The sequence below is a fragment of the Klebsiella sp. K47 genome, from assembly GCF_051858335.1.
Taxonomy (GTDB): domain Bacteria; phylum Pseudomonadota; class Gammaproteobacteria; order Enterobacterales; family Enterobacteriaceae; genus Klebsiella; species Klebsiella pneumoniae.
This window is the reverse complement of sequence record NZ_JBPYUI010000009.1, coordinates 110,513-129,340: the sequence shown is the minus strand read 5'-3', so window position 1 is coordinate 129,340 and position 18,828 is coordinate 110,513. Positions and strand designations below refer to the sequence as shown.

The following is an 18,828-nucleotide window of genomic DNA, read 5'->3' as shown; positions in this document are numbered from 1 at the left end:
CTTGATATCAAGATACTTGGCGGTACATACTTCACTCACTAATTTACCTTGAAGTGAAGATAAAATCATGGCTTTTCTCTCACGTAATCTGATTCTCGACCTGCTGCTCACCGCGCTGGCGCCCGCTATCTGGGGGACGACCTACATCGTCACCTCCCAGTTTCTGCCCCCTGACCGCCCATTTATTGCTGCGCTGCTGAGGGTGCTGCCGGCAGGTATCGCTCTTCTGATCTGGAGCCGTCGTTTTCCGCAACGCGGCGAATGGGCAAAGCTGATCGTTACCGGCATCTTAAATATCGGCGCGTTTCAGGCGCTGTTGTTCATCGCCGCCTATCGCTTACCCGGCGGGCTGGCGGCGGTGATCGGCGCGATCCAGCCGCTGCTGGTGATGCTCCTCGCCTGGTGCGTCGACCGGCAGCGCTCGCCCTGGCTGGCGGTGTTCTCCGCCATCGCCGGCATACTCGGTATGGCCATGCTGCTGCTGTCGCCGCACACCGTCCTCGACCCGCTGGGTATCGGCGCGGCGTTTCTCGGGGCGATCAGTATGGCGCTGGGCACCTGGCTCTCCCGGCGCTGGGCGCTCTCCCTGCCGATCGTCGCGCTGACCGGCTGGCAGCTGACGATCGGTGGGGTGGTGCTGGCCCCGGTGGCGCTGATCGTTGACCCTCCTTTGCATCAGATAACAGTGCTGCAGGCGGCCGGCTATCTGTGGCTGTGCCTGGCGGGCGCCATGCTGGCCTATGGCCTGTGGTTTCGGGGGATTGGCCGCCTCTCACCGGTGGCCGTGTCGGCGATGAGTCTGCTGAGCCCGGTGACCGCCGTGGTGCTGGGATGGATTTTCCTTGGACAAAAGATCCAGGGGATGGCGCTGGTGGGGTTGATCGTGGTGCTGGCGAGCGTGCTGTCTATCCAGCGCGCGCTGGCGCGCCAGGCGGCGGGAGCAAAAACGAAAAAAGCCCCATAACGGGGCTCGGCATTGCTGCGTGCGGGGTGGGCGGCGGGAGCCAGACCAGCCACCCGCAGGCGGCCTGTCCGGCAGCTCCCTCTGCAACCATTCGCTTATTTAGACAGCTCGGCGGTCATATGGACCTGGTTGCCGGTATAGGCTTCGGTGATGTGGTAGGAAGCGCCTTGTTCTTTCGCAATGGTTGCGATTTTCGCTTCTGCGCTGTCCAGGGTGTCTGCTGTCACGCTCACCGGATGAGCGAAGCTAGCGAAAGAGACCAGGGAGAGCATACCGGCAGCGGCGAGTAATTTTACGTTTTTCATGGTGTTTGTCCTTTTAACTTTTATGGTGGAAAGCATGTTTGCTTTCGATGGACTTATAATAAGCCTGCTAACTATAACGCGCGTGGCAAAAAGTGCGATTTAGATCACATTTTTATGGCGGTTTGATGGCGAAAACATGATCGTTTATCTATTTTTTAATTTAAAAACAATGAATTAATGATTTATTTCTGGAAGGGGATATCACATGGGCTGCCCTTGTTCAGGGAGAGGAATGCGCCTCATTCATGCTTTCACCATTCGTTGTGTGAATGGTTTGGTGCTGTTTTCACCACCGCAAAGGCAGATTCAGACTTATCGCGATGGCCTTCCGAGGGCTTTTTCTGCATGCTGTTGCGGTCACTTTCTCTCGCTCTGGCGTTAGGCTTGCTGCGCTGTAAACAACCACCCTCGCGTTTTCATCTATCAATGACTGTTTATTAATAGTCGATGGTTATCTGTTATATAACTTAATGAAACGTGAACAAATGTATATTTGTCGGCGAATAAATAGCATTCTTTGACGCCGATAGCACCAGCGAACTTATATTTTTAGGTTCGTTACCTGACGCCTTAAATATTGCGGCTCCCGGTCAGTCGAAGATTCTATTAGCAGTGGCATAAATCAGCATCGCCTGATGTTTCTGGTTCTATGCGAATTCACAGTGTGCTCATTGATTCGTAATTCACTCTGACAAGGAAATGGCAATGAAAAAGGTTCTTCTTTCTGCAGCAATGGCAACCGCGTTTTTTGGCATGACTGCTGCCCATGCAGCTGATACCAATGTTGGCGGCGGCCAGGTTAATTTCTTCGGTAAAGTTACCGATGTATCCTGTACTGTTTCCGTTAACGGCCAGGGCAGCGATGCGAACGTTTACCTGTCTCCGGTAACCCTGACTGAAGTTAAAGCGGCAGCAGCGGATACTTACCTGAAACCGAAATCTTTCACCATTGACGTCTCTAACTGCCAGGCTGCTGATGGCACTAAACAGGATGACGTAAGCAAACTGGGCGTGAACTGGACCGGCGGTAACCTGCTGGCTGGCGCAACCAACAAACAACAGGGCTACCTGGCGAACACCGAAGCTTCCGGTGCTCAGAACATCCAGCTGGTGCTGTCTACTGACAACGCTACCGCGCTGACCAACAAAATCATCCCGGGTGACAGCACTCAGCCGAAAGCGAAAGGCGACGCTTCCGCTGTAGCCGATGGCGCGCGTTTCACCTACTACGTAGGCTACGCCACCAGCGCGCCGACCACGGTAACCACCGGTGTGGTTAACAGCTACGCGACTTACGAAATTACTTACCAGTAATTCCGTCAGAAAATAAAACTGCCCCGCGATGGGGCAGTTAATAACAATAATAAAGCGGCAATGTCCGCCGCTTGTATTTTTATTCTGAGGTCAGCATGAAGCGTATTGCCCTTTTTTTCTGTTTCATTTTTAGTTTTGCGGCCCATGCCAACAATATTATTGTTAACGGTACCCGCTTTATTTATCCAGGAAATGAAAAAGAAATAACGGTACAGCTTTCAAATAACGCCGACCGTCCGGCGCTGGCGCAGGCCTGGCTGGATAACGGCGATGCCGATGCCACACCGGATACCATTACCACCCCGTTTATTATCACCCCGCCGATTTCGCGTGTTGACGCCAAGAGCGGCCAGACGCTGCGTATTAAGCTCGGCAGCAGCGCCGGTCTGGCGAAAGATAAAGAGACGCTGTGGTGGCTGAATCTGCTGGAAATTCCGCCGGTGGTGGCCAATCAGAAAAATGAAGGCCAGAACGTGCTGCAGCTGGCGATCCGTTCGCGCTTTAAATTTATTTATCGTCCTGCCGGACTGGGCAACCGCGATGCGGCGGCCGAGAAGCTGACCCTGACCGCCAGCGGCAGTGGTCTCGCCATCAACAACCCGACGCCGTTCTACATTACCGTCAGCCGTATTTCCCGCGACGGCGGTAAAGCCCTGAACAGCAAAACCGTGATGCTGGCGCCGCAGTCCAGCCAAACGGTGGCGCTCTCCTCCGCCGTCAACCGCGGCGAAACCCTGACCGTTAACAACATTAATGACTATGGCGCCGATGTCGCAGTGAAAGTGGCCGTTAAATAAGGGAAAAGCTAATGAAGCAGAGGTCATTCTGCCCGGGAAGATTAAGCACCGCGATCGCCATCGCGCTGTGCTGCTTTCCGCCATTTTCCAGCGGACAGGAAAACCCGGGAACGGTATATCAGTTTAACGACGGCTTTATTGTCGGCAGTCGCGAAAAGGTCGATCTGTCGCGCTTTTCGACCAGCGCGATTACCGAAGGCACTTACTCCCTTGACGTCTACACCAACGACGAGTGGAAAGGGCGCTACGATTTACGCATCGCGCGCGATAAAGATGGTCGGCTGGGCGTCTGCTACACCAAAGCGATGCTGGCCCAATATGGCATCGCGGCGGAAAAGCTCAATCCGCAGCTGAGCGAGCAGGAGGGCTACTGCGGTAGCCTCAAATCCTGGCGCAACGAAGAAAACGTCAAAGACAACCTGGTCCAGTCCTCCCTGCGGTTGAACATTTCGGTACCGCAGATCTATGAAGATCAACGCCTGAAAAACTATGTCAGCCCGGAGTTCTGGGACAAAGGTATTACCGCGCTCAATCTTGGCTGGATGGCGAACGCCTGGAACAGCCATACCTCTTCGGTAGGCGGGTCGGATAACAGCAGCGCCTATCTGGGCGTCAACGCCGGACTGTCGTGGGACGGCTGGCTGCTGAAGCACATCGGCAACCTGAACTGGCAGCAGCAGCAGGGTAAAGCGCACTGGAACAGCAACCAGACCTATCTCCAGCGCCCTATCCCACAGCTCAACTCCATCGTCAGCGGCGGGCAGATTTTCACCAATGGTGAATTTTTCGACACCATCGGTCTGCGCGGGGTTAATCTTTCCACCGATGACAATATGTTCCCGGACGGCATGCGCTCGTATGCTCCGGAAATTCGCGGCGTGGCGCAGAGCAACGCCCTCGTCACCGTGCGCCAGGGCAGCAATATTATCTATCAGACCACCGTTCCGCCCGGACCATTTACCCTGCAGGATGTCTATCCTTCCGGCTATGGCAGCGATCTTGAGGTCTCGGTGAAAGAAGCGGATGGCTCGGTAGAAGTGTTTAGCGTGCCTTACGCTTCCGTCGCCCAGCTGCTGCGTCCGGGAATGACCCGCTACGCGCTCTCCGCCGGTAAAGTGGACGACAGCGCGCTGCGCAACAAGCCGATGCTCTATCAGGCGACCTGGCAGCACGGGATCAACAATCTGTTGACCGGCTACACCGGGGTCACCGGTTTTGACGACTATCAGGCCTTCCTGGTGGGGACCGGGATGAACACCGGCATCGGCGCGCTCTCTTTTGACGTCACCCATTCGCGGTTGAAGAGCGATGCCCATGATGACTCGGGTCAGAGCTATCGCGCGACCTTTAACCGCATGTTTACCGATACCCAGACCAGCATCGTGTTGGCGGCGTATCGCTACTCGACGAAAGGTTATTACAACCTCAACGACGCGCTGTACGCCGTCGATCAGGAAAAAAATAGTCGCAGCAACTACACCCTGTGGCGGCAAAAAAACGGCATGACCTTCACGGTGAACCAGAACCTGCCGGACGGCTGGGGCGGGTTTTATCTCAGCGGCCGTATCTCCGATTACTGGAACCGCTCCGGGACCGAGAAGCAGTATCAGGTCAGCTACAACAATTCATTTGGTCGTCTCTCCTGGTCGGCGAGCGCGCAGCGCGTCTATACGCCAGACAGCTCCGGTCATCGCCGCGACGATCGTATTTCACTCAACTTCAGCTACCCGCTGTGGTTTGGCGATAACCGCACCGCCAACCTGACGTCGAACACCTCGTTCAATAACTCGCGCTTTGCCAGCTCGCAGATTGGTATCAACGGTTCGCTGGACAGTGAAAACAACCTTAACTACGGCGTGTCGACCACCACCGCCACCGGCGGTCAGCATGATGTGGCGCTCAACGGCAGCTACCGTACGCCATGGACCACCCTCAACGGCAGCTACAGCCAGGGCGAAGGCTATCGTCAGAGCGGCATTGGCGCCAGCGGGACGATGATCGCCCACAGCGGCGGCGTGGTGCTCTCACCGGAAAGCGGCTCGACGATGGCCCTGATTGAAGCCAAAGACGCGGCCGGGGCGATGCTTCCGGGATCGCCGGGCACCCGTGTGGACAGCAATGGTTACGCCATCCTGCCGTATCTGCGCCCGTACCGGATTAACGCCGTGGAAATCGACCCGAAAGGCAGCCATGACGACGTGGCCTTCGATCGCACCGTGGCGCAGGTTGTGCCGTGGGAAGGCAGCGTGGTTAAGGTCGCGTTCGGCACTAAGGTGCAGAACAACCTCACCCTGCAGGCGCGCCAGGCGAACCACGAGCCGTTGCCGTTTGCGGCAAGTATTTTCTCCCCCGACGGCAAGGAGATCGGCGTTGTCGGCCAGGGCAGCATGATGTTTATCAGCGATGCGAACGCCAAACGCGCGATTGTGAAGTGGAGCGGCGGGCAGTGTTCGGTGGATCTGGGACAGCAAACAACAAAGGATAGCGTATGTCGCTGAGGAAATTACTAACGCTTTTTATCGTCTTAATGGCGCTGGGAACCACCTCGTCCTGGGCCTCCTGTACGCGTCTCTCATCGCCAACGGTGATGCTGGACATGGTGGTGGGCAGGGTGGTGGTGCCCCCGGATCTGCCGGTGGGCTCGGTGATCCTTACCCGCGACTGGACGATGAGCGCTCCCGGCGGGGCAAGCTATCGCTGTACTTCCGGCACCAACCGCTTTGCGGCGAAGATCGTGTCGCCAGGGGCCACGGACCTTGGAAATAAAATCTACTCCACCAACGTGCCGGGAATCGGCATGCGTTTCAGCCGCGGCGGCGCAACGGTAAATATCGTCTATCCCGATGTCTTTTCGTCCCGGGTATATAACACCACCAACTATTCCCTCGAAGGGTCGCGCTTTACGCTGCAGATTATCAAAACCGCGGCAACCACCGGCAGCGGCACCCTGGCGGCGGGTAAGTACACCTCCTACGACTGGGAGAGCGGCGGTAACCCGATCCTCGAAACCTATCTGAGCGCCAACGCCATCACCGTGGTCTCGCCCTCCTGTTCGGTGCTGAGCGGGAAAAATATGAATGTCGATGTGGGTTCCATCCGGCGCACCGACCTGAAAGGGGTCGGCACCACCGCCGGCGGGAAGGATTTTAATATCGACCTGCAGTGCAGCGGCGGCCTGAGTGAAACGGGATATGCCAACATTAGCACCTCGTTCTCCGGTACCCTGGCCACCAGCACTACCGCTACCATGGGCGCCTTGCTGAATGAAAAAGCCGGCAGCGGGATGGCGAAAGGCATTGGCATCCAGGTGCTGAAGGATGGCTCCCCGCTGCAGTTTAATAAGAAATACACCGTCGGCCGCTTGAATAATCAGGAGACCCGCTACATCACCATACCGCTACACGCGCGTTTTTATCAGTATGGCCCGACGACCAGCACCGGCGAGGTGGAGTCGCATATGATCTTTAACCTGACGTACGATTAATACGGGAGGGGGAATGAAGGGATTGCCGAAAAACACTATCGCGTGGCTGCTATTTTGCGGCAGCCTCGCCGCCCCCTCGGCGTGGGGTTTTGAGACCAATTACGATCGCGGACGGGTCGATTTTGCCGGGCGGGTGACGGATATTTCCTGTAGCGTCGCGCTAAACGGCGGCCAGCATGCCGGCAGCGGTAATGTCTGGCTGGCGCCGGTCAGCCTGGCGGAAGTCCACGATCGCGGGGCCGGGGCGTTTATGAAACCGCAGCCGTTTACCCTGGCACTGTCAAACTGCCAGCTGCGCCATGATGGTGAAGCAGCCTCGCAGGATGAGGTGCGTCGGGTCAGCGTGCGCTGGGTCGATGGTTTTTTACTGACGGCGGTCGGTAACGAAAACGCCGGGTATCTGGCCAATACCTTGCCGGATGGAGCGCAGAATATTTATCTAGCCCTATCGACTAACGATAATAATACGCTGGATAAGAGTAATAAAATTGTCCCGGCGGACCCGCAGCAAAATCAGGTGCGTTTGCAGGAAAGCGCGGTCAGCGGCGGCCTGTTCACCTATTACGTTGGCTATGTTTCGCCAACGCCGAAAAGCGCCACCAGCGGGCCGATTACCAGCTGGGCAACGTGGGAATTAGTTTATAATTAAGTGACGTTAAAAAGCCGGGAATTCCCGGCTTTGTTTACATGGCAATATCATCGGCGACCAGTTGTTCAATACTGACTTCCCGCCAGTAATGTCCCTGGATAGCAAACCACTCCATTCCCTGCAGCCATTCTTTATGGGCTTCGCTTTCGACACCTTCAATAATCACATTATGATGGTTGCGCGATAAAAAGGTCACCAGCGCATCCATCAACTGGCGGCCGGACTCTTTGCGCATCAGGTGCCAGAAAAAATCCTTATCAATTTTCACATAGTCAAAGTGATAACCGCGAATAGCGTTAATTCCCGCGTAGCCGGAGCCGAAGTCGTCGAGCCACAGTGAGGTATCCTGTGGGCTCTGCCAGGCGGCAAGAGAATTATGCAGCAGATTCTCGGCGTTTTCGGTTACCTCGAAATGGACGCAGGTCATGGCGGCGATTTTGGCTTTTATATCCTTCTGGCGCAACAGGTTCAGGATATGGTCATCAACGTTAATTGTTGCGGAAATATGGTTACGTAAAAACCAGGCTTTATGCTTTTCAATCAGTGCCAGTTGTTCGAGAAAAATACGTTCACGAACGGCGGCGGTAGCATGGCGGAAAAAATCTTCGGGGGAAATAGAAAGATTATCAAAGCGGCTTAAGCATTCCACCGCGACCAGAGTACCTTGTGGGGAAAACATTTTCTGAAAGACGTAGCGTACAGCGATATCATTACGAGATAAAATGTTGTCTTCGAATATTTTAGTGTTCATTATCCCTCTTCACGAGGTTAGTCAGACAATAGGCAGAGGATACATTAATTATAGGCTACCTGATGATTAATGGGAATGGCGGGAAATGTAAATCAACAGCGAATAAGTACGCTTTATCCGCTACTGATTTACCGGGAGAACATTTAGCATTGATGGAGAGCGGCAATACGCTGATTCATAGTGCGGGAATTATCAATACCCAGTTTTTGCATGATATGGATGCGGTGGCTATGAACCGTTTTATGAGCAATGCCGAGCAGGGCGGCAATACGCTTATTATTATTGTTGGCAATGAGCAGTTCGAGGATCTGACACTCCCGTGGTGAAAGCTGTTTGCGCAATCCTCGCGGCGGCAGTTCGCTGACGCCTTTGGCGCGCTGGACGATAGATGAAAAAAGAGTTAGCGGAGATTTCTCGCTAATAATCATAGCGTTGTCAAAGTTTATCAACTCTCTGCACAGCCCGACAATGTCGCTTTTCACCATTAGCACCGGCTGCTGGCAGCGCAGCAGGGAAAGGCGGAGCGCATTCAGCAGATCGACGATTCTGATGGCAGAAATATCCTTATTAATTAAATTGAAAATAATCGTCTGGGCCAGTGGCAGATGTTTCTCATGGATGACATCGGCATAACTCAGTCGGGTGGCATTTTCATGGCTATCAATAAGGTAGTGATAGATTGAGTGACCAATGAGATTGTCATTGGTGTACAGCAATATACTGTCCAAGGTTGTCAGATTCTCTTTTTGCGCTTGGCTTCTAAGATAAGGTCCAGCAGTATCTTCTCTATTCTGCGCTGGTCATCGAGATGGCGGAACTTAAACTGGCAGGATATCTGATAGTAGCTCTCACTCTCTTCATTAGCGTTATCCAGGGTGATAACAATGACATTTTTGACCACCAGGTCGATGGTGATCTCGCCATATTCTGCAAGCATCAGTACGGCGTTTTTCAGTAAGGCGTTGTGGCTGAGGAATTTAAGATTCGGCGTTTTGGTCATCAATGCGCAACCGCCATCTGAAATGTCTTTGATATCGAAAAGATAGTTTTCGCCGTTTTTATGGCGGCCGCGGCAATAAAAGTCATGCTCATGGCGTAAACGAAAGCGGGGATCGCGGCGACGCTGCACTACCTGCAGGCATTCAGGCAATGAAAAAGCGTAGCGGATACCTTTATCGACACCGCTATTGTCATGTTTTGTCAGGGCCGCATTAAACTCTATTTTCCCTGAATCGCTATGCAGGAGAAAGCGAATTTTATGCCCGGACGGGATTTTGCGATGGGTCTGAATATGAAACTCGGCAAAGTCCACGCGCGTCAGTTGGGTTATGATACTGGTGTTGTTAAAAAATATTTCAATTTCAGTACGTTTGCGCAACTCCTCTCTGAAAATAGCAATAATTTCATACTTACTGGTCTTTATCGTTCCCTCTGTCATATGCATCCCTTGTAAATAGTTGTCGTGAGGCGTTTGATTTTTCTTATAGCAATAGCAACATTCTGATTGGGTTAATCAGATGTTTTTATGAGCGTTTGATGTTATTGACTATCTTTGCAGCCAGATTGATATGTATAAACTTGGAATTTGATATTGTATTTCCTGTAATCAAGAGTTTCGAATTTTGGTCATGACAAAAACGACAACGGCCTCCAAGCTGGAGACCGGTCGAAGGATAAAAACTTAAGTTTAATTAACGGGGATAATGAGAGAACGATCGTCGATCACGCCCCATTTGTAGGATCTATAGTGCCAGTAGCGGTGAGGTTTTTCCAGGCAAATATTGAGGAGGGATAGGGTTCCCTCCATTTTGTCTGGCAGGTCAGCGGCGCGCGGCGGTGGCGATATTATCGAGGGTGCGCAGCGCTTCCGCGGGCAGGACCAGCTCGGCAGCGGCAATATTTTCCGCGAGGTGCGTGCGGGAGGAGGTGCCGGGGATCAGCAGAATATTTGGCGCTCGCTGGAGCAGCCAGGCGAGGGCGACCTGCATCGGCGTCGCCTCAAGCGAAGCCGCGACCTCGTTCAACTCCTGCGCCTGCAACGGCGTAAAACCGCCCAGCGGGAAAAAGGGCACCCAGGCGATGTGCTGGGCGGCCAGCGCATCCACCAGCGCGTCGTCGGCGCGATGGGCAACGTTATAAAGATTTTGCACGCAGACGATGGGCGTCATTTTCTGCGCATCCGCGACCTGCTTTGCCGTCACGTTGCTGAGGCCGATATGGCGGATTAATCCTCGCTCTTTCAGTTCCAGCAGGGTGGCGAGTGGCGCCTCCAGCGAACCCTCCACCGGGCCGTGCGGGCTCAGCATACTGCGCAGATTAACCACTTCCAGTACCTCAAGCCCCAGGTGACGCAAATTGTCTTCAACGGCCTGGGTCAGTTCGGCGGGCGACATGGCCGGTAGCCAGTTGCCTTTCTCGTCACGGCGGGCGCTGACCTTGGTGACAATGCACAGATCGTCAGGGTAGGGGTGGAGCGCTTTGCGGATCAACTGATTGGTGACATGTGGACCGTAGAAATCAGAGGTATCGATATGGTTTATCCCGGCCTCGACGGCGGCCTGTAGTACGCGCACCGCTTCTTCAGGATCTTTGGGCGGGCCGAAAACACCGGGGCCGGCCAGCTGCATCGCGCCGTAACCTAAGCGATAGACCTGGCGATCGCCGAGCGTGCCGCGACCGGATAAGGTGACACTGGACATAAGAACTCTCCTCACGGTGGCTAAGCCGTAAGTGTAATCCGCTCACAAGGAAGGCAAGGGGGAGAATATTGTCAGAATGTGCGACAGCAGCTCAGGCAGCCGCTGTCGCCAGAGGGGATTAGCCGAAGAACATCACCGACACGCAGAGCAGGCCAACCACCAGCGTAATGGCGTTACCCACCGAGCGGTACGGCTTCAGCGCCGGAATGAGCCATGTCGACAGCGTGGGCATAATAAACAGGATCATGGCGATAAGCGGTCCGCTGATAGCGTAGATCATTGAGATCGCATTCGGGTTGATAAAGCACACCGCAAAAGTGAAGGCGGAGACCAGCAGGATCGACATCGCGCGGTTGAAAGCGCGGCTCTTACGCACGCCCAGCAGGCCCAGCGAGCTTTTGACGATTTCGCTGGCGCCCTCAATCACTCCGAAGTAGGTTCCGAGAAACGATTTCGACATAGCGACGACGGCGACGATGATGCCGGTCACCGCCAGCCATCCCGGCGCGCCTGGCACCATCGACAGGGCGGAGAGGATAGTCACCCCCTGATCGCGGGCGGTCTCTATATAGGTTGCCGGGATCGCCAGCAGACAACTGAAGACAAAAAACAGCACGCTGGCGCAGATGATGGTGTAGGCCACCTTCATGATTTTTTTGCATTTACCCATGGCCAGGTCGCCGTGTTTCTCCTGCTGATCGATAGCAAAAGTCGAGATGATCGGCGTATGGCTAAAAGCGAAAACCATCACGGGAATAGAGATCCAGACCTGGTGGAGCGTCTGCGGGCTGAACTGCATCTGGCTGGTGAGATGCTCCGGATGCCAGTCGCGGATTAAATAGAGGGAGAGAAACAGGAAACAGGCGATAAGCGGGAAGACCAGAAAGCCCATCACCTTGATGGTGACCTGCCGTCCCATGAGAAAGATCAGGTTGAGGACCAGCACGACCCCCAGACTCAGCAGCGCACGCAGCCCTGGGGTCATCGGCGTGCGATGCGCCACCTGTTCGGCCAGCGAGTTGGTGATGGCCACGGCGTAGATGAGCACCACCACAAAGAAGGCAAGGAAATAGAGGCCGGTGATCAGGTTGCCAATTTTCTTACCATAGTAGTGATTAACTGCGCCGGTGATCCCGGTTCCCGGCGCGATATTGGCCGAGAGAATAAACTGGCTCAGCGCTTTGTGGGGCCAGTAAGTGAGCGGCCAGGCGACCAGCGCGGTGATGAACAGCACAATGGCGCCAGCCGAACCCAGCTGGATCGGTAGAAATAGCGTCCCAGCGCCTACTGCAGTGCCATATAAGGCAAAACTCCATAGAGTTTCTTCTTTAGACCAAATTTTAGACATTATGCGACTTTATCAACCGTCAAACCAAAAAAAAGGAGTGCAATTTACCATATTTATGGTTCGTCTGTTGCGATAGTTTTTGGTGATAAAGTCGCGGCGGATCGTCGAAGATCCGCGCCGGGATTAACCGCGCGCCGTCTGGCGCGGGCGGCGGTGACGAATAACGCGCTCGCGCAGGGTGTCCCATACCCAGTTAAAGGCCATGGTGTAGGGCAGGAAGAAAAGCATAAAACCGATCTCCAGCATAAACGCCTGCAGCAGCGAGACGCCCAGCACGATCGCCACCATGGTGACGCCAATGATGACGAATCCGGTTTCGAAACCGAGCGCGTGCAGGGCGCGTACTTTCAGCTGGCGGGGGAAGCGGGAGACCGGCCACAGGCGATCGAACGCCGCGTTATAGATAATGTTCCATACCATCGCCAGGGTGGCGAGCAGAATGCTCAGTCCGCCCATCTCCACTACCGAGCGCTGCATCAGCCAGGCGGCGGTAGGGGCGAGGATCAGCGTCGCCAGTCCTTCGAAGGTGATGGCGTGGATAACGCGTTCGGTGAGCGTCTTGCGCTGATGTGGGGTCTGTTGCATGGCGAGCTACCTCCAGTTTTAGCCTGAACAGGAAATTACCCGGCAGTTTATGGAAAAATATGATAAACAAAAGATAGGAACCATCGATATTGTAGATACATCATGCGTTATTCACCGGAAGCCTTAACCGCCTTTGTCGAGGCGGTCGACAGCGGATCGTTCTCCGCCGCCGCCCGCCGCCTGCGGAAAAGTCAGTCGACGATCAGTACCGCCATCGCCAATCTGGAGGCCGATCTCGGCGTAATCCTCTTTGACAGGGCAACGCGGCAACCGACGCTGACCCCGCAGGGGGAGCAGGTGCTGAGCTATGTCAAAGCGATTCTTGCCGCCAGCGAGCGGCTGGACGAACTGGCTGTGTCGCTGTCCGGCGAGACGGAGCCGCGGCTGACCTTCGTGCTCTCCGATACTCTGCACCCGGACGTGCTGGAAGATCTGCTGGTGCAGTTTGACCGCCGCTTTCCTCATACCGAGTTTGAGTGTTTGATTGGCGAAGACGAGGATGTGATCGATCTCCTGCAAAAATCCCGCGCCCAGGTGGGGCTGATTGAGGCGAGGGAGCGCTACCCCACCGATATCGGCAGCACCCGCCTGCCGCTGCAGACGGCGATGGGCATTTATGTAGCCCCTGGCCATCCGCTGGCGGCGCAGGGTAAGGTCGCCTGGGATGAGCTGCGCAGCTGGCGCGAGCTGCGTTTGAGCACCTTTCTGGCCAGCGCCACCGAACCTGCCGCAGGCCAGGTCTGGTCGGCGCCAAACTACCTGCTGCTGCTCAGCATGGCGGCGCAGGGGTTCGGCTGGTGCATTCTGCCCAGCGCGCTGGTGGCGGAGTTTGCGCCGCAGGGCGGGCTGGTGGCGCTCGATATCCCCGGCTGGCCGCGGGCAATTTCAGTCGATCTGCTGTGGAATAAGAAAGCGCCGCCGGGAGCGGCCGGCAGCTGGCTGCGTCAGCATCTGCAGCGGCGTGAACGTTAACGAATAGCTATTTCTTTGTGATTGGCTTCACTTTTTTTAAACAATTACAAAGTTTTTTGATAACAATTATCTAGTATATCGCTGTTTCTTTGCGCAAATGCATGGGCAGGGGTAGAGGATGAAGGATGTCGTGATCGTCGGCGCGCTGCGAACGCCGATTGGCTGCTTTCAGGGCGCATTATCGCGCCATTCAGCCGTCGAGCTGGGGAGCGTGGTGGTGAAGGCGCTGGTGGAGAAAACGGGAATCGATCCGCACAGCGTGGATGAGGTGATCCTCGGCCAGGTGCTGACCGCGGGGACCGGACAAAATCCGGCGCGTCAGTCCGCTATTCGCGGTGGGCTGCCTAACACCGTATCGGCTATCACCATTAACGATGTCTGCGGTTCCGGCCTGAAGGCTCTGCACCTCGCTACCCAGGCGATCCAGTGCGGGGAAGCGGACGTGGTGATCGCTGGCGGCCAGGAGAATATGAGCCGCGCTCCGCATGTGCTTACCGACAGCCGCACCGGCGCCCAGCTGGGCAACAGCCAGCTGATTGACAGTCTGGTGCATGATGGGCTGTGGGATGCTTTCAACGATTATCATATGGGCGTCACGGCGGAAAACCTGGCCCGGGAATTTGGCATCAGTCGCGAGCTGCAGGACGCCTGGGCGCTCAGCTCACAGCATAAGGCGCGCAAGGCGATTGATTCCGGTCGCTTTCGCGATGAGATCGTCCCGGTTGTCACCGAGCATAACGGCGCGGCGCGCACCGTGGATACCGATGAACAACCGCGGGTGGATGCCAGCGCGGAAGGGCTGGCCAGCCTGCAGCCCACCTTCGATCGCCTTGGATCGGTAACCGCCGGCAACGCCTCAAGCATCAATGACGGCGCGGCGGCGGTAATGATGATGAGCGAGGCTAAAGCGCTGGAGCTGGGGCTGCCGATCCTTGCGCGGATCCGCGCCTTCGCCAGCGTCGGCGTCGATCCGGCGCTGATGGGCATTGCCCCGGTGCATGCCACCCGTCGCTGTCTGGAGCGGGCCGGCTGGCGGCTGGACGACGTCGATCTGATCGAAGCCAATGAGGCCTTTGCCGCTCAGGCGATCTCGGTTGGCCGGGTACTGGAGTGGGATGAGCGCCGGGTCAACGTCAACGGCGGCGCGATCGCCCTCGGCCACCCCATCGGCGCCTCCGGCTGCCGGATTCTGGTGTCGCTGGTGCATGAAATGATCAAGCGCGATGCCCGCAAAGGTCTGGCGACGCTGTGCATTGGCGGCGGTCAGGGCGTGGCGCTGGCGGTAGAACGCGCATAGCGCTATACCTCGATTTCCATGGCCTCCTGCGGGAGGCCTTTTTTATGCGCCGTGCTTTGCCGAACCCTTATTTTTCCCCTCCCTCTTTCACTCTCCCCGGCGAAATTATTGAGCTTCGTCACGTCTTGTTGTGCCACCTTTTTTGAAACAAATAACTACGATCCTGGTCACTAAAACTATGGTGTCTAAAAAATAAAATGATGTTTCATAAAAACGAAATGTCATTTTATTTATTGTAAGGGTACCCTATGTTAAAACGATCTCTGGTTCTCGCCGCCCTCTGCGGTATGTCTTTTGCGGCAACCGCGGTAACGATAGATTTACGTCATGAATTTATTGATGGCGGAAAGAGTGATAAAAGTAATGCTGACCGCGTCTCCGTTTCTCACCGCTTTGCCAACGGCTTAGGCTTTACCGTCGAGGCCAAATGGCGTTCGGGTGGCGACAACGGTTCGCAACCCTATTCGGACGTGGTGGGCAATGGTCATGAAGACACCATCAGCTGGCGCTGGAAAGCAACGTCGAACTTTTTCCTCACCCCCGGGTTTACCATTGAGAGCAACGACAGCCGCTCCATCTACAAGCCGCACCTGCACGCGCAGTACAGCTTCGACAACGGCTTCTATGTCGCCGCTCGCTATCGCTATGAATACACCCGCTATCCGAACAACGCCGGCAAAGATGATGACAAAGTTAACCGCGGCGACGCGTGGGCCGGATTTGTCCTCGGCGACTGGCGTACAGAGCTGAACTATGTCTATGCCCGCAGCTCGGAAGGGGTCAGCCGCAACGACAATAAACCCTACTCGCAGGAATATAACGTGAAGGTGGCCTATAAGCTGGATAATAACTGGTCGCCGTATGGCGAAATTGGCAACGTCGGGGTCAATGACCGCAGCGATCGCCAGACCCGCTTCCGCGTTGGGGTGGCTTACTCGTTCTGACCGACCATTCATCCCTCATCGTTTGTTTTCCCCGGCGCCGTCAGCCGGGGTTTTTTTATGGGGGAAAGAGAAGGGACAAAAAAAGCCCTCCATGAAGGAGGGCAAGGCCAGTTACAGAAAGAAGTGTGGCGTGGATCAGGCGCTCAGCATTGACGGGTGCGCGGGTAATTTCGCGATATAGATGGCCGGTTTACCGTCTTTATCGGAGCTGAACAGAATGGCGCTATCGTCCGGGGTAAATGAGGGGTGCGGGTGCGTTACCTGGCGGCTGTTGGCCACCGTCGCCCACGAGGTATCATGGCGCGCGACGCGGAAGTAGCGCTTTTCCGCCACGTTAAAGACATACAGCCAGGGATCGTTATCAATGGAGTAGCCGCCGGTATCCTTGACATCCACCGGTGTACCTGAGCCATCGCCTACCAGCAGCGTGCCATCGAAATTGCTCATCAGATGCGAGCAGGCCGGCATCGTCATCAGGGCCTCGTTGACGCCGCTTTCGGGATCAAAGCGATAGATCGTCCGTCCCTGCTGGCCTTTCAGATAGGAGACGTAGATCAGCGCCGAACCGTCCGGCACCCAAAATTCATGAGTACAGCTTTCGCCTGGAGCATGCGCTTTGACTTTGCGAACATGGCTGCCATCCTCGTTGACCAGCCACATGCGGGCGTCCACCAGATCGTGCGGCCCTTCATGGCAGAAGGCGACGGTATGGTCGTCGAAGGGACGATAGATCGGGTGTCCCAGCCAGATTTTTTCCTCATGGATCACCTGGCTCTCACCGCTGCGCAGGTCGACGCGCAGCAGGCGGCAGTGCGGTCCTTTATGGAAGAAATCATGGAAAATCTGCCAGTCGTTGAGTGGCGTCCAGTCGCTTTTGGCAATCTCAATGCCCACCAGTTTGCTGCAATCGCTGTTTGCCACCCAGGTGCCATACCCTACCCAGTCATCGCTAACGCGATAAACTTCGCGCTCGGCGAGGGTGGTCAGGTTGACTTCCAGCAGGATACGGTCATTTTTCACGTAATAAAGCGACTTATCGTCCGGGGAGAGGAAGCCGCCGAAGGTGTTATCCCCGGCGCCTTCGGTTAGCTGGACGGCCTCGGCGCTGGCGATATTCAGCAGATAGTAGTTCCAGTGGCCGTCAAACTCGCCGGCGAACAGTAAATGGCTGCCATCGTTAAAAAAGCACTTCTGATAGAAGTAGTTGCGATGACAGGTGACCTCCGGGGGGGTTAAGCGGGTGACTTCCGCCCCGGTATCCGGATCGTGGCTGACGTGATAATTCAGTTTGACCCGCATGCCTTTAGCCATGTAGTGCTCCTTTCTTTCCTGCGATGCCGCTGGACCAGAGGCGTGTCGCTGAGTGATATGTTTTAAAAGACGGGTATTAATTTATCAAAACATTGTTTCATTATTTGTGATGGCTCACGCAGTTCAGCGTAATTCCCGCGTTTTCAGCGGGCTGCTGGCTTCGCTTCGGCACCTCTGCAGACAATCGGTTGAATCTTCATCTTTTCAAAACCTTTTCCGGCCTGGCGCGTGCCGGGAGGCTCCTTCGCTTTTTCTTTTTTTGTAATCATCATCATAAAAAATGAAACATCGTTTTAAATAATATTGAAAATGGCTGGGGGCGGGGCTAAGATGGCACCCATCAGCAAAACGGAACTCTGTTTTATTTTCATTATGGTGGGCTATGCCCGAGAGTTCGCCCCACGCTCAGTCGCGCCGCCGGCGCGGACCGGGCCGAGAGAACCTTGCCTGCAAACAGCAGGCTCTGAACGACTAAGGAACATAATATGATTCTTGATGCATTCTCCCTGCAGGGAAAAGTGGCCGTCGTGAGCGGATGCGATACCGGTTTAGGTCAGGGGATGGCCCTCGGGCTGGCGGAAGCGGGCTGCGATATTGTCGGTATCAATATCGTCGAACCGGTGGAGACTATCGAGCGAGTAACCGCGCTGGGACGCCGTTTTCTTAGCCTGACCGCCGACCTGCGCCAGATCGACGGTATTCCTCAGCTTCTGGAGCGGGCGGTGGCGGAGTTCGGCCATATTGATATTCTGGTCAACAATGCCGGCCTGATTCGCCGCGAGGACGCGCTGGCGTTCAGCGAAAAAGACTGGGACGACGTGATGAACCTCAACATCAAGAGCGTATTTTTTATGTCCCAGGCGGCGGCGAAACACTTTATCGCCCAGGGCAGCGGCGGGAAGATCATTAACATCGCCTCCATGCTGTCGTTCCAGGGGGGGATCCGCGTGCCGTCGTATACCGCATCCAAAAGCGCGGTGATGGGCGTCACCCGCCTGCTGGCCAACGAGTGGGCCAAACACAACATCAACGTCAACGCCATCGCCCCGGGGTATATGGCGACCAACAACACCCAGCAGCTGCGCGCCGACGAGCAGCGTAGCAGCGAAATCCTCGATCGCATTCCCGCCGGGCGCTGGGGGCTACCGGCCGATCTGATGGGGCCAGTCGTGTTCCTTGCCTCCTCAGCCTCCGATTACATCAATGGCTACACGGTGGCGGTGGACGGCGGCTGGCTGGCGCGCTAACCGTCCGCGATGGCCGGGGTCTGTGGTATCGCTCCGGCCTTCTGAGCAATTATTGTCCATACGCAAAAGTGCGGATCGTCCATACTCCTGAACACAGGTATAATGTTACCGCTCTGTATAAACAGGGTTATTAACTATTGGAAACGCATTTTTTGTTACTT

General features: G+C 55.5%; 19 protein-coding genes. 10 read left to right on the top strand and 9 right to left on the bottom strand.

Annotated features, from left to right (window positions below):
- Positions 1–67: 67 nt before the first annotated feature.
- A complete protein-coding gene (locus tag RRF55_RS11130) occupies positions 68–964 on the top strand; it encodes an EamA family transporter (RefSeq protein WP_004174511.1) in 897 nt (298 codons plus the stop codon).
- Between the two features lie 95 nt (positions 965–1,059).
- On the opposite strand, the gene RRF55_RS11125 is transcribed toward RRF55_RS11130, so the two are convergent.
- Positions 1,060–1,269 (bottom strand): DUF1471 domain-containing protein, encoded by a 210-nt coding sequence (locus tag RRF55_RS11125; protein WP_002916131.1) that lies wholly within the window; start codon positions 1,267–1,269, stop codon positions 1,060–1,062.
- Positions 1,270–1,974: 705 nt separating this feature from the next.
- Between RRF55_RS11125 and mrkA the strand changes: the two genes are divergently transcribed.
- The 5 genes from mrkA (at position 1,975) to mrkF (ending at position 7,513) form a co-directional block, all read left to right on the top strand.
- Positions 1,975–2,583: a type 3 fimbria major subunit MrkA gene (gene mrkA / locus RRF55_RS11120; RefSeq protein ID WP_130974830.1), complete on the top strand. Its 609-nt coding sequence runs from the start codon at positions 1,975–1,977 to the stop codon at positions 2,581–2,583.
- A gap of 95 nt (positions 2,584–2,678) precedes the next feature.
- Positions 2,679–3,380, top strand: a complete 702-nt coding sequence (gene mrkB / locus RRF55_RS11115) for a type 3 fimbria chaperone MrkB (protein ID WP_004211921.1) — start codon at positions 2,679–2,681, stop codon at positions 3,378–3,380.
- Positions 3,381–3,391: 11 nt separating this feature from the next.
- Positions 3,392–5,878 carry a type 3 fimbria usher protein MrkC gene (mrkC, locus tag RRF55_RS11110; protein WP_000813718.1) on the top strand — a complete coding sequence of 829 codons (2,487 nt, stop codon included), beginning with the start codon at positions 3,392–3,394 and terminating at the stop codon, positions 5,876–5,878.
- A complete protein-coding gene (mrkD, locus tag RRF55_RS11105) occupies positions 5,869–6,864 on the top strand; it encodes a type 3 fimbria adhesin subunit MrkD (protein WP_002916123.1) in 996 nt (331 codons plus the stop codon). Before mrkC ends, mrkD begins: the two co-directional genes overlap by 10 nt.
- 13 nt (positions 6,865–6,877) lie before the next feature.
- Positions 6,878–7,513, top strand: a complete 636-nt coding sequence (mrkF, locus tag RRF55_RS11100; protein ID WP_023287972.1) for a type 3 fimbria minor subunit MrkF — start codon at positions 6,878–6,880, stop codon at positions 7,511–7,513.
- Positions 7,514–7,547: 34 nt separating this feature from the next.
- On the opposite strand, the gene mrkJ is transcribed toward mrkF, so the two are convergent.
- From mrkJ to RRF55_RS11070, 6 genes are all read right to left on the bottom strand, one after another.
- Complete coding sequence (mrkJ, locus tag RRF55_RS11095) at positions 7,548–8,264, bottom strand: cyclic-di-GMP phosphodiesterase MrkJ (RefSeq protein WP_023287971.1); 717 nt, start codon at positions 8,262–8,264, stop codon at positions 7,548–7,550.
- Between the two features lie 143 nt (positions 8,265–8,407).
- Positions 8,408–8,992: a transcriptional regulator MrkI gene (gene mrkI, locus RRF55_RS11090; protein WP_004149657.1), complete on the bottom strand. Its 585-nt coding sequence runs from the start codon at positions 8,990–8,992 to the stop codon at positions 8,408–8,410.
- A gap of 5 nt (positions 8,993–8,997) precedes the next feature.
- Positions 8,998–9,702 carry a transcriptional activator MrkH gene (gene mrkH, locus RRF55_RS11085; protein ID WP_004152886.1) on the bottom strand — a complete coding sequence of 235 codons (705 nt, stop codon included), beginning with the start codon at positions 9,700–9,702 and terminating at the stop codon, positions 8,998–9,000.
- Between the two features lie 382 nt (positions 9,703–10,084).
- Positions 10,085–10,963 carry an aldo/keto reductase family oxidoreductase gene (locus RRF55_RS11080; protein ID WP_002916061.1) on the bottom strand — a complete coding sequence of 293 codons (879 nt, stop codon included), beginning with the start codon at positions 10,961–10,963 and terminating at the stop codon, positions 10,085–10,087.
- Between the two features lie 118 nt (positions 10,964–11,081).
- A complete protein-coding gene (locus RRF55_RS11075; protein WP_002916058.1) occupies positions 11,082–12,311 on the bottom strand; it encodes an amino acid permease in 1,230 nt (409 codons plus the stop codon).
- A gap of 123 nt (positions 12,312–12,434) precedes the next feature.
- Complete coding sequence (locus RRF55_RS11070) at positions 12,435–12,896, bottom strand: multidrug/biocide efflux PACE transporter (protein ID WP_002916056.1); 462 nt, start codon at positions 12,894–12,896, stop codon at positions 12,435–12,437.
- A gap of 102 nt (positions 12,897–12,998) precedes the next feature.
- Between RRF55_RS11070 and RRF55_RS11065 the strand changes: the two genes are divergently transcribed.
- The 3 genes from RRF55_RS11065 to ompK26 all read left to right on the top strand — a co-directional run bounded on the left by RRF55_RS11065 (position 12,999) and on the right by ompK26 (position 16,109).
- On the top strand, positions 12,999–13,868 hold the full coding sequence (locus RRF55_RS11065; RefSeq protein ID WP_002916055.1) for a LysR family transcriptional regulator: 870 nt from the start codon (positions 12,999–13,001) through the stop codon (positions 13,866–13,868).
- Between the two features lie 118 nt (positions 13,869–13,986).
- Entirely contained in the window at positions 13,987–15,165 is a 1,179-nt protein-coding gene (locus RRF55_RS11060) for an acetyl-CoA C-acetyltransferase (RefSeq protein WP_002916052.1), read from the top strand.
- 248 nt (positions 15,166–15,413) lie between these two features.
- Positions 15,414–16,109 (top strand): KdgM family porin OmpK26, encoded by a 696-nt coding sequence (gene ompK26, locus RRF55_RS11055; RefSeq protein WP_002916050.1) that lies wholly within the window; start codon positions 15,414–15,416, stop codon positions 16,107–16,109.
- A gap of 135 nt (positions 16,110–16,244) precedes the next feature.
- Here ompK26 and RRF55_RS11050 read toward each other — a convergent pair whose 3' ends face one another.
- Positions 16,245–17,420, bottom strand: coding sequence for an oligogalacturonate lyase family protein (locus RRF55_RS11050; RefSeq protein WP_002916048.1), 1,176 nt, complete (start codon positions 17,418–17,420; stop codon positions 16,245–16,247).
- Between the two features lie 143 nt (positions 17,421–17,563).
- Positions 17,564–17,695, bottom strand: coding sequence for a hypothetical protein (locus tag RRF55_RS11045; protein ID WP_004154563.1), 132 nt, complete (start codon positions 17,693–17,695; stop codon positions 17,564–17,566).
- Between the two features lie 210 nt (positions 17,696–17,905).
- Here RRF55_RS11045 and kduD point away from each other — a divergent pair, with 210 nt between their 5' ends.
- The gene (gene kduD / locus RRF55_RS11040; protein ID WP_002916003.1) at positions 17,906–18,667 is read left to right on the top strand and encodes a 2-dehydro-3-deoxy-D-gluconate 5-dehydrogenase KduD; all 762 of its coding nucleotides are present in this window, start codon (positions 17,906–17,908) and stop codon (positions 18,665–18,667) included.
- Positions 18,668–18,828 lie beyond the last annotated feature (161 nt).